This is a genomic window from Prolixibacteraceae bacterium (assembly GCA_019856515.1).
Taxonomy (GTDB): Bacteria; Bacteroidota; Bacteroidia; order Bacteroidales; family Prolixibacteraceae; genus Halosquirtibacter; species Halosquirtibacter xylanolyticus.
In genome coordinates, this window is sequence record CP082230.1 from 4,511,429 (window position 1) to 4,523,748 (window position 12,320).

Annotated in this window: 9 protein-coding genes; 5 read left to right on the forward strand and 4 right to left on the reverse strand. The window is 37.0% G+C overall.

The genetic code is table 11. The annotated features are described in order from the left end of the window. Positions 1 to 80: 80 nt before the first annotated feature. From tpiA to K5X82_16585, 4 genes are all read right to left on the reverse strand, one after another. The gene (gene tpiA / locus K5X82_16570; GenBank protein ID QZT36830.1) at positions 81 to 839 is read right to left on the reverse strand and encodes a triose-phosphate isomerase; all 759 of its coding nucleotides are present in this window, start codon (positions 837 to 839) and stop codon (positions 81 to 83) included. A gap of 113 nt (positions 840 to 952) precedes the next feature. Then, the gene (locus K5X82_16575) at positions 953 to 2,101 is read right to left on the reverse strand and encodes a DoxX family protein (protein ID QZT36831.1); all 1,149 of its coding nucleotides are present in this window, start codon (positions 2,099 to 2,101) and stop codon (positions 953 to 955) included. A 51-nt stretch (positions 2,102 to 2,152) separates the two neighbouring features. Next, entirely contained in the window at positions 2,153 to 2,704 is a 552-nt protein-coding gene (locus tag K5X82_16580; protein QZT36832.1) for a DUF1599 domain-containing protein, read from the reverse strand. An 81-nt stretch (positions 2,705 to 2,785) separates the two neighbouring features. Continuing rightward, positions 2,786 to 3,316 carry a tyrosine-type recombinase/integrase gene (locus tag K5X82_16585; GenBank protein ID QZT36833.1) on the reverse strand — a complete coding sequence of 177 codons (531 nt, stop codon included), beginning with the start codon at positions 3,314 to 3,316 and terminating at the stop codon, positions 2,786 to 2,788. 178 nt (positions 3,317 to 3,494) lie between these two features. On the opposite strand from K5X82_16585, the gene K5X82_16590 reads away from it, so the two are divergent. The 5 genes from K5X82_16590 (at position 3,495) to K5X82_16610 (ending at position 12,319) form a co-directional block, all read left to right on the forward strand. Next, positions 3,495 to 4,229, forward strand: a complete 735-nt coding sequence (locus tag K5X82_16590) for an energy transducer TonB (protein ID QZT36834.1) — start codon at positions 3,495 to 3,497, stop codon at positions 4,227 to 4,229. 52 nt (positions 4,230 to 4,281) lie between these two features. Then, positions 4,282 to 6,867: a DUF5686 and carboxypeptidase regulatory-like domain-containing protein gene (locus tag K5X82_16595; GenBank protein ID QZT36835.1), complete on the forward strand. Its 2,586-nt coding sequence runs from the start codon at positions 4,282 to 4,284 to the stop codon at positions 6,865 to 6,867. Between the two features lie 30 nt (positions 6,868 to 6,897). Further along, positions 6,898 to 7,500, forward strand: coding sequence for a hypothetical protein (locus K5X82_16600; GenBank protein ID QZT36836.1), 603 nt, complete (start codon positions 6,898 to 6,900; stop codon positions 7,498 to 7,500). A gap of 1,319 nt (positions 7,501 to 8,819) precedes the next feature. Then, complete coding sequence (locus K5X82_16605) at positions 8,820 to 11,045, forward strand: GH92 family glycosyl hydrolase (protein ID QZT36837.1); 2,226 nt, start codon at positions 8,820 to 8,822, stop codon at positions 11,043 to 11,045. A gap of 146 nt (positions 11,046 to 11,191) precedes the next feature. Then, positions 11,192 to 12,319, forward strand: coding sequence for a carbohydrate-binding family 9-like protein (locus tag K5X82_16610; protein ID QZT36838.1), 1,128 nt, complete (start codon positions 11,192 to 11,194; stop codon positions 12,317 to 12,319). The last annotated feature ends 1 nt before the right edge of the window (position 12,320 follow it).

The window sequence follows — 12,320 nt, forward strand, 5'->3', positions numbered from 1 at the left end:
TAATTCAGTTGGTATAAAAACCGATAGATACAAAAAAAGGCGTTTGAAAAAACGCCTTTTTTTGTATCTGATACTTACGATTAGTATGCATTGATAATTGCAAGGAAATCGTCAGATTTAAGAGATGCGCCTCCGATAAGACCACCGTCAATATCTTTTTGTGCAAACAACTCATTAGCATTCTTAGGACTACATGATCCACCATAAAGGATAGATGTTGCTTCAGCGATATCATTACCGAATTTCTCAGCAATAATAGAACGAATATAAGCTAACATATCTTGTGCTTGTTCAGTAGATGCTGTAACACCTGTTCCGATAGCCCAAATTGGTTCGTATGCTATAACTATTTTTGAAAAGTCTTCAGCAGAAAGAGAGAAAACTGTTTCATCTAGTTGTTGCTTAACGAATGCATTTTGGTTATTTGCTTCTCTTACATCAAGAGCTTCACCACAACAGTAGATAGGAGTTAGTCCATTTTCTAATGCCAAAGCAACTTTCTTGTTAAGAATCTCGCTTGTTTCGTTATAGTATTCTCTACGCTCAGAGTGACCTAAGATAACATGAGATGCAGCAGTGGATTTTACCATAGAAGCAGAAACTTCACCAGTGTAAGCTCCTTTAGCTTCAGCAGCACAGTTTTGAGAAGCTACATTGATACGGTCAGCGTTTACATTATCCACCACTTTAGTGATGTGTGTAAAAGGAACTCCTAATACTACAGTAACGTCTTCTGCACCATTTTCAGTCACGGCTTTATTTACCGCCTGAGCCAACTCAACACCCTCTTGTAATGATGTGTTACACTTCCAGTTTCCTGCAACAATTTTTTTTCTCATCCTTAAATGAATTAATAAATTAATGTTCTTTAATTAGCAAAACAAAGATACAAAAATAAAAATGGAGGCTCATTGAACCTCCATCTTTTTATCTAAAAAGATTTATCTAATTCCTACTTGTTTAGATCATCTTCTAATTGTTTTAATAGCTCTAAACTGAATGTTTCAGGAAGATGATTGGCATTCCATTTCTTAATCACCGTACCATTCTTCATTAACAGCAATCCTGGATTTGCTCTTACAACTGTTTTAAGCATTGTCTCATCCGCATTTAATATGTCGAATGTCATTTGATGTGCTTCTTTCATCTGATCTACAGTTGCGATATCTGTAGAAGTTAACCCTGTGAAACTAATATTATTCTCCTTAGCCCACTTTGCAACTCTTTCAGATGCTTCGAAGGCATCCTGATCCGCTTTGTTCATATTGTATGAGACCCAAAGAAAACTATACTCCGGATTCGTCAAAAAGAAAGACGAAACATCTTGATTGTCTCTATTCTCTACCCTGAAATCGTCAATAGATGGTGTGAACCCTTTTTTCAATAATCTAGGCTCATCCATATGATCAAAGACATAATTAATCGTGTCTTGCCATGGGTAATTGTTGTCATTAAACTCTTCTAGTTCTCCTGATTTGATGTTCTTGTAATAGTAAACATTTTCATACACATCTTGTGGTGCACCTTCTGGTATCTTCATCGCTTCAGGAATATTAGCTCCCTCTTTGAATGGTCTAAAATCTAGAATAGGTAAATAGCTATAACTAAAATACATCACAAGAACCATTACAAAATTCAATCCCCAGAATAATCCTTTTCTTGCAGGAAGAGAGTTTGTATAAGTGATATTCCTATTCTTAAATATTATGATCGCGAGAGTCATTAAGAATACATTCTTCAAGAACGTGGCTTTGTTTGAGATAATTAATGCATCACCAAAACATCCACAATCCTGCACTGGATTATACTTCCAGATATATGCGGTTAGAATCGTAAAGAATGCCATGAAGATAAAACCTAATACACTTGCTAGTCTTACACAAATGCCGGTCAATAAGGCTGCTCCAATAGCAAACTCCAGGAAAGGGAGAATGAAAGATGCAGGAAGGGTCGTAAACTGTAAAAAATCTAAATGGAACGATTCAAGATAATCGACCATTTTGTAGTTAAACCCTAATACGTCAATCCCTTTTACGAATCCAGAGAATATGAAGACCATACCAAAAAGGATTCGTGATGCTTTCACAATTATTTTATGCATAACGATTTAGTGTAAATAAGTGTAGTGTAAAAATGGTTTTATTGTAGCATATTAATCTGCGGTAGCCTCTTCTTCAAGTCGAATAAGTGCAAAAATAGAGTAATTAATCATATCCATATAATTTGCTTCCACTCCCTCAGAAATAATAGTGTTTCCTTCGTTGTCTTCGATCTGTTTGGTTCGGTGTATTTTCATCAAAATCAGATCTGTATACGATGAGATTCGCATCTGTCTCCATGCTTCACCGTAATCATGATTCTTATTTAGCATAAGATCACGAGAGTCGGTGAGTTGTTGTTCAAACATACGTTGAATCTCCTCGTTTGGAATAGGCTTAGAGTCATACCCAATGGAGCACTGTATAAGGGCCATGGCACAATAGTTTATAATACCGATATATTCGCCACGAATACTATCTTCAATCTTTTGTGAGCCTTTCTCTTCAATGCTTCTGATCCTCTGTGCTTTGATGTAGATCTGATCCGTTAAAGAGCTAGGACGTAGTATTCGCCACGCTGTACCATAATCTGACATCTTCTTTGTGAAGATATCTACACATTCTGCAATTGCTTTATTAAACTGTTGCTCTGTATTTCTTGCCATTTCAATCAATTATTTCGCATAAAAGTATAAAAACGCGATTAAGCGACCAACTTATATCTTAAAAAATAGATTATGATTAGTTTATATGTCTAGAAGCCTAGGAAACACTCGCTTCTCTTGGGTCGCTTCTTCCCATATACTCCACTCTTTATCTTCATGTTTGATACCATACTCTTTGGTTGCTTCCGAAAAATTGTACCCTTTTCTAAAAATCCAAAATAGGTGACTTTCCCACAACGATCGGGGATCTAATTTCTTATTCTGGTGAAGTGTCTCATCGAATAGCCTATTTTCAAGGGTTGCTGCAGACATTGCCTTTCTATTCGTTCCTACGAAGAAAGGTTGCTTTTCTTTCCTCCTGCTAAGAACTTTGTATAGCGTCTGTGTAAAATAATCAGGAATTCGAAACACATGCTTGGTCTGTGTCTTTATTCGATCAAACTGTATACGTACCACTTGATTTTGAATAATAAAATTACGTCTTGTGAGTTGAACAACATCTTCTGGTGTCATACCGTAATTATAAATAAAAAAGATGATAATCTTTGTTTGATCATCACTTGTACGATTGATTACTTGTTTAATTTCTTTAGGTGATATGTAGTTAGACATCTTTTGGAATATATAAGGGTAAAAAAAACTTCATATAAATAATACAATTATAGGTGTTAAAATGTTGCTGCAATAAAGCAATAGTTCGGCTATTTCTTTTAAAAAACTTCAAATGAACCTCTCTTTTTCCGTTTTGTATACTATTTTTGGGTTATCATTGAATTGCGATATCAAATTTATGCACAAGTTTCTACAGATTTATCGAGATAATATTAATGGAATCATTTTTACGCTATGTTTTCATATCCTTATTCTTGCTTTTGCAATGAACAAGAAGATGGTGGTGAAATATCAGCCTCAAAGTGATGATATTGTCCTAATACAGGCTGAAATAGAGCCCGTAAAGAAGCCTGAGCCACCAAAACCTAAACAAGAAAAAGTAGTCCAAAATAGAGAAGTACGATCGTCTGCAGCCGTTAATGATTCGCACACCTCTGAAGCTACGACCAATGATCCGTTCTTTGATCAATCTTATCAAGATGAATTGGCAAAGGCGGAAGCTTTAATGAATAAAGTAGACAAGCAGCTAGAAAAAAATAGATCATCGAATAACGCGATGGCAGATCCCCCAATAAAACCTAATAAAAAAGATACTAACCTAAAAAGAAACAAGAAAAAGACTATTTATGTTGGAAAGAGTAATATTCACTACGCTTTAAAAGGTCGCTTTCATGTGGATCTTCCTATCCCTATCTATCTTGCTGAGTTTGGAGGGAAAGTTCATATTGATATTGTGGTTAACAGAGATGGGCGTGTCGTTAATGCCAGTTTAAACCAACAGGCGTCTTCTTTTAGTGATCCATCCCTTTCTAAGTATGCCATGGATGCAGCGAAGAAAACTGTTTTTGAAACCTCTACAACTGCTCCTACTAGGCAGAACGGATACATCGTATATACTTTTGTCCCCCAATAATGACCAAACATAAATGTGACTCTTTTGTTTCTTTTTATAAAAGAGATTGACAATGAAACTATTCCTATCGATATATCTTGTTATGATAAGTGCTGTTACTTATGCTATTAACATAGATGGTATTTTGAAAAATGTCAAAGGAGAACCCATTCCTTATGCCACCTTATATGTGTCAGAGCTAACAACTGGTACCACCTCAAATATTGAAGGGTGTTTTACTCTTGCTATTCCTGACGACCACTCCTATGAAGTGTTGGTTCGTTGTGTCGGCTATAAATCCAAAACTCTTCACTTATCTAAAGATACCTCTTCGCCTCTAGAAGTTGTATTAGAAGACATTAATCTTCAGCTTCCCGATATCAAGGTCAATAGTGGCAAAGACCCTGCATATGATATCATGCGTAAAACCATTGGCTTGCGTCATCAGCATTTAAATGAGATATCGTCTTACATCGCTAATATATATCTTAGAGGAACAATTGCGTTTACGAAGGTTTCACGACTCATGTCATACCAAATCAAGAGGCGTGAAGGAGTCGATATAAAGAAAGGGGACGTGTTTGTTGACGAATCATACCGACAAGTTATATTTGCCTATCCAGATCAATACAAGCAGAAAGTGATACAACATAAGAGTTCAATGCCGATTGATCTAGATCTCCCAATAATTGACTTCTTAAGTGCCAGTCTTTACCAGCCATCTATTGAGATCATGATATCCCCTTTTGCACCATCTGCTTTTCGACACTATAAGTTTCGTTACGAAGGTTTCTTCTATGATGGAAACTACTCGGTGAATATCATACAGGTAATTCCTCGTATGAAGAGCAAACAGCTCTATAGCGGAAAGATCTATATTGTGGATGGACTATGGTGTATTCATAGTGTAGATCTCTCTTTTGATACGCCCGTAGGCCCAGTAAAGATGCATCAGAACTTTCATGAAGTGAAACACAAAGTCTGGTTGCCAGTAGACCATCGATATGAATTTAGTGGTGGGGCTTTAGGTGTAAAAGGAAATGTGCAGTATGTGGCAAATTTCAAATATATCAATGTCGCTTTAAATCCAACCTTCCATCCTGAAGTAAATACGGTTCTCGCCGAAAACAGTACAACTTCGGATGTGACGATTAACAGTAAACCGAAACAGAAAACACAAGCTGTTCAGAAGGTGATGCCTGCTAAAGAAGTCGTTCATGAAGAGACTAAAAAAGAGACTGTAACCACCGATAAAACAGCTGAAATTACTGAAGTTCCTGTGGAGAAAGAGAAAAACAATACTGTCAAGATGCCTTCTATTAAAGAGATGCAGTTTGATATCGCATCATATCAAACCGTACCGTTGGATAGTTTCAGAACAGTTCCTCTTTCACACAATGAAAAGAGTAGCCTGAAGAATGCTACTATGAAGAATCAAATGTCACAAGATAGAGTAGGAGAGATGGTCTCTAAATCAAACAATAGTTTCTTGAAGAATAGTTACAATTTTATGACGGGAGAGACCTACTTCAACAACGACTCTACCTTACGTTTTACATCCCCAAATTTTATTAAACTCAATGCTTTGGTCTATAATCCTGTCGACGGATTTGCCTATGGTATCGATACCAAGTTATCTATTTACAAGAATCAGAAGAAGAAATTTGAGTTTGTTCCAATGCTTGGGTACTCATTTGGTCCAGATAAAGTGAACTGGGATATTAATTTATGGTATAAGTATAGTGCTATTTCATCGATAAAATTCCAATCAGGAGAGAATACCCAGGATATGAATCGATATGCTGTTGACCCTCTTGTAAACTCGCTTAGCTCTTTCTTCTTTGGGGACAACTATAAAAAGTATTATCGAAAGAAATACTACACCGTAACCCACACTTTCAGCAAAAAGAACCGCTGGCATCAACAGTTGTACTACTCTCATAAAAAGGTTTATCAAATGGACAATAGTCTAAAGGAGAATCTCTTTGGTAATGATTTTAGTGATAATAAACCTACTGGAGAATATATCACCGATGTCAATCTAAAATCACAAAATTACAATATCGTTGGGGCGAACTTCGGAACCTCTCTATTCTTATTTGATAATCAGAAAACGTCAAAATATACCAACCTAAGGGTCTATGCACCTTATGTACATGCGTCATATGATTATATCTTCTCAAAATCACTGGGAGATGCACATCGTTTTGAAGCAGGGATTAGTCAAAAGATTAAGACTTCTCCTTCGGCATGGGTACGCTGGGATGTGAGAGCTGGTAAGACAATTGGAGATAATAAAAACCTACACATATCTGAATTCTTCAACTATCGTATCCAATCTATTCCAATTCGAATAAGTAACGAGTATTTCTCTTTCTATAATACCGATGCTTACTCCATGGCTACCAATGATGGCTATTTAAAATCGAAGGTTATTTTCCGTAGCCCCTATCTGCTATTGAAATTTTTACCATTCTTATCTAGTTCTTTATCTCGAGAAGAGATATCTTGTGGCCTTATCTACACTCCGAAAGCGCAATATTATGAAGTGTCCTATGCATTTACTGAACTACTGTTCATGTTTGATGTATATGTGTCGAGCTCGTTTAACCAAGATGGGTTTGATAATATTGGCCTCTCTCTGGTGTTAGATCTATAATGTTGGATTAATTACTCAAAGAATTATTATATGAACTATCGATTTGTTCTATCGCTGCTGTGGCTACTATCTGTATTAGCACCTAACAGCGTAAAAGCTGAAATAAAATCTTATGCTCAGTCTGCCCAAGACAGTGTGGAGATGTCAAACCACAACTTAACTCCCGATAAGGATGGTAAGATATATTATCTTAGAGACGATATATCCTTCACCATTACTCCAGAATGGGAGGTGCTTTTCAACCAACAAGTCGCGAAAAATGCATATTATTTCTCTATGGGAACCAAAGATGAGTTAAGCTCTGGGCTTATTACCCTCGTCTGGCTCGATTATTATATGGATTTAGATGTGACATTAGAATCTCATAAGAAACATATGATTGAAAGTGAGAAGTATAAGTGGGCAGAAGTGAAGTTCTCTGAAACAGCATATACCACCTTTTTAGGGCGTAAATGTAGAGAGTGTCACTATAATGTCATATCAAAAGAAGGAGCCGTAAACGGTAAAATAATTGTCTTTAATTCGGCAATAAAAACAATCACTATATTCTATCAAAGTGGCTCTAGTGACAAGACTATTAATGATCTGCTATTCAAGGACTTTAAGTTGTCATTTGGCGTGAGGGAGGATTGATTGTCATACCCCCTATGTGGACATGGAGAATAGAAAGTATTACATTTTCTTACTATTACATTTGGTGCTTTATACTTTTTTATTACCTTTGTCTTATCACGTCCAAATGAAATAATTCAGTCCACAAGTTAAAGAGGTCAGCTTCACGTCCAAAGAGCTGACCTTTTTGTTTTTTACCCCATTCGACTTCTTCTTAAGTTAAATACCCCAGACCACCACCACAATCCCGTTTTAATACCCAAAATACACCTTAATCACAATTATGTAATTAATCACCAAAAACGATTAAAACGATCCTGCCCAATAATTAAAGTCACCCTTCCCAATAACTAATACCTCGCCCCTTTTTCATATTAATCCTCCTCTTACTCCCTCTCGAATTTCTCTTCCTTTTGAATTAAATTACCCTCTCCTAATAATTCATGCTCTCTTTACAACCTCTCGTATTTCTCTTCTTTTTGAATTGAATTTCCCTCTCCTGATAACTAATCCTTCCTTTACAACCTCTCGTATTTCTCTTCCTTTTGAATTGAATTTCCCTCTCCTGATAACTAATCCTTCTTCTACTACCTCTCGTATTTATACCTTTCAATAATGAAGGTTGTTTTTTCTGAAATATTCGATGATATCCATCAAACTCTTCTCTATGTTTCCCCTATACTTCCTTCGTACTTCCTCTACTATTGAGATACGGTTTATTTACCTATTTACGACCTTTTGGTAAGGGAAGGGTAACTTAAAGGTAACTTAAGGGTAAGTTTAATACCTGTGAGCTCCTTCTTTGATCCTTCTTTAATACAGTTCTGCCTTTTTTTTACGTCACAATCGATCTCTATCTTTTGCCTTATCAATCTTCTTCATTACCCTTTCCAATCTCAATTATCTACTTCAAATAGAAGATATCCTTTCAATATGCTATAATTTATGCCGACGTCTATATTCACTTTGTCCTGTTTTATCTCTTTATTATATGGTGAGATTCATCTTTATAATACCCTTTTATTGGTTTTGATAACCATAGGTAATTTGTTATTTTCTTCCATCAAATTCATCAAAATAACATTTTGATTGTTACCCATATAAGTGGTTATGTGGGATAAAAATTCATGTCTGTGTATAATTAATAGCAATTTTTCAGTCATTGAGATAACCGAAGGATCTAAATATTATTACTACAAAAGGCTGTATTTGTCTTATTGTTAGGGTTTTGAGTGTAATAATTAGCTAATAAATTAATGGTATATTTGGCATGAGTACCTTATCATATCTATGTGATCTTTATTATATTAAGATGTGATATATTAAAAAATACTATTGCGATGAACAATACTAAATTGCTTTTACTGGTTTCGTGTTTATTCGGACTATTTTCTTGTGTAACCAAAGAGAAAAATAGTGCCGATAATAATGGAGACAAACTTATTGATTATGTGAATGTGTTTGTAGGGACCGACGGTCCAGGAAACACGTATCCTGGAGCAACCACACCCTTTGGGATGGTTCAACTTAGTCCTGATAATGGAATACCTGGATGGGATCGGATTGCTGGTTATTTTTATCCAGATTCAACTATCGCAGGTTTTTCACACACCCATCTAACCGGAACAGGTGCAGGCGATCTATACGATATTCTGGTTATGCCTTACAATAGCCGTTTTACTTCATCTCTTACCGATGGTGCTTATCGTCCTTATTCGAAGTTCGACCATAAAGACGAAGTGGCTGCCCCTGGTTACTACAGTGTATTGATGAAAAGTTCTGGCATTCGAGCCGAGTTAACGACTTCTGATCGTGTTGGGGTACATCGTTACACTTTCCCAAAGGATGATGATAGTCGCATTGCTATAGACCTAGGTTTTGCGATGAATTGGGATGCTGCCACAGGTACTCATCTACATGTTATAGATAATAAGACTATTGAGGGCTATCGTTTTTCTAAAGGGTGGGCAAGAGATCAAAAGATCTATTTTATTGCCGAATTCTCAAAACCCGCCGATAGAGTTGAGTTGACAGAAGAGGACAAAACTGTCAATGGATCACAAACAGAAGGAACTGCTTCGAAAGTTCTTCTTCACTATGCCACATCTAACAATGAGGTGATAGAGTTAAAAGTCGGTTTATCGAGTGTCTCTATTGAAGGGGCTAGAAAGAATATGAATGCTGAAGTTGCAGGCAAGAATTTTGATGCCGTAAAGGTGGCAGCCCAAGAGAAATGGGAGGCATCTTTGTCTAAAGTAAAAGCGGAAGGTACATTGAATCAGAAACGTATTTTCTATTCAAACTACTACCACCTCCTATTGGCTCCAACCATGTATAGTGATGTAGATGGACGATACAAAGGGGTCGGGGGAGAGATTGTTCAATCCTCTGGCAAAATACATTATGACACGTTCTCTTTGTGGGATACTTTTAGAACTGCACACCCTCTGTTTACACTTATAGAGCCAGAGAGAGTCGATGATTTTGTTTTATCATTAATGGATCACTACAAGCAGAGTGGACGTCTTCCTGTATGGAGTTTGGCTGGAGAAGAGACCAATATGATGATTGGATATCATGCCGTTCCTGTGATTGTCGATGCTTATTTTAAAGGGTTCAAAGGCTTTGATCCAGAAGAAGCTTTTGAGGCATGTAAAGCTAGTGCAATGGTCGATGAAAGAGATATTGATAAGTATAAGTCTTTAGGATATATCCCATATAACGAAGGACATGAGAACTGGTCTGTTTCAAAGACCATGGAATATGCTTATGATGATTGGTGTATTGCACAATTTGCAAAGGCGTTAAATAAAACCGATGATTATAAATATTTCACCAAGAGAGCAAATTACTGGAGAAATGTTTATGATAAGCGTTCTACGTTTATGAGAGCACGTAATGCAGATGGTGATTTTGTCAAACCATTTATACCTAAAGAGTATACCAACGATTTTTGTGAGAGTAATGCATGGCAATATGTTTGGTTTGTTCCTCAGGATGTTGATGGATTGGTGAATGCCATGGGTGGGAAAGAACCATTTATTGCAAAACTTGATTCTATGTTCTCCTACTACCCAGAGACAGAGGATAAGCTCCCTATTTTCTCTACGGGGATGATTGGACAGTATGCACACGGAAACGAACCTAGCCATCATGTTGCTTATCTCTACAACTATGTTGGTTTGCCATGGAAGACCCAAGAGTTGACACGACGTATTATCGAGTCTCAATATTTCGATCGTCCTAATGGTTATTGTGGAAACGAAGACTGTGGACAGATGTCTGCATGGCTTATGATGAGTGCTATGGGACTTTATCCAGTCAATCCTGCGGATGGTCAATATGCTATTACTTCCCCATGGATGCCTCTGTTTGAAGTGAAACTGCCGAAAGGAAAGAGACTGAGAATTGAAGCTCCAGGTGTCGATGATAAGTCTATCTATATACAGGAAGTAACGTGGAATGACGTTCCTCTAGAGAAACCATTTATCTATCACAAAGAGATTATGAAGGGTGGAGTTCTACATTTTGAAATGGGAGATGCTCCAAATAAACATTGGAATTAAACCTGAATAATAATACCAAACCTATCATGAGATGCACCTTAGGATGTTCGGCACATAGATGAAGAATTAGAATTCAAACATGTATAGAGACATCAAGTTCATTTTATGATAGTGGTGGAATAAACACAACTTTAAACAGAAGAATTATGCAATTGTTAAAACATGCATTAGGAATCGGATCTTTGGCCCTTCTATTCTCTTGTACAAGCCAACCTAAAACGGAGGTTGAGCCAGTACTAGAGAGTAGGGATGCAGTCGCTTATGCTCCTGAAAAATATGTAGCACTTCATACCAATGGTGCTATTCGTATTGATGGAAACATAAATGATGCAGCTTGGAGTAAGGCACCATGGACCAATACATTCGTTGATATCGAAGGTGATCAGAAGCCTTTACCAACTTATCCAACCAAAGCAAAAATGTTATGGGATGATAACTATTTCTATTTCGCTTTTGAGCTGGAAGAGCCTCAGATATGGGCAACCCTTACGGAGAGAGATGCAGTCATTTTCAGAGATAATGATATCGAGATCTTTATCGATCCTGATGGGGATACCCATCACTATTATGAGTATGAGATGAATGCATTCAACACCCAATGGGATCTGATCTTGACCAAACCATATCGCGATGCAAAGATGCATGTTTTAGACGCTTGGACACTTAGAGGAATGAAGAGTGCTGTGAAAATTTACGGCACATTAAACAATTCGAAGGATATAGACAAGAAGTGGACTGTAGAGGTCGCACTTCCTTGGAGTGATTTAGAGGAGGCCAATAGCCATAATGGTACTCCTAATATGAATGAAATATGGAAAGTTAATTTCTCAAGAGTGAATTGGGATGTGGACCGTCAAAAGGATGGTACGTATCAAAAAACAAAGGATGCCAATAGTGGTAAAACACTTCCTGAACACAATTGGGTATGGTCACCACAAGGTGTCATTGCAATGCATCAGCCCGAAACATGGGGATTGGTACAATTCTCTAACGAGACACAAGGAGAGGTTGCATTTCATGACAATGGTGAAGATCAAGCCAAGTGGTTGATGCGTCAGATATACTACGCACAATCTGCTTATATTAAGAAATATGGAAAGCCTGCAAATCAAGCCAATTCTTTAGGTCTATCTAAAGTGATGGCTCCTGAGCAGCTATCTTCAGTGAAAATTGTGAGCAATGGAAAGAACCGTTGGGAAGCTACTATGCCATTTTCGGAGAAAGAGGTGATGGTGATTCAGTGGGATGGAGAAGTATGGAAAGAGCAAAAGTAAA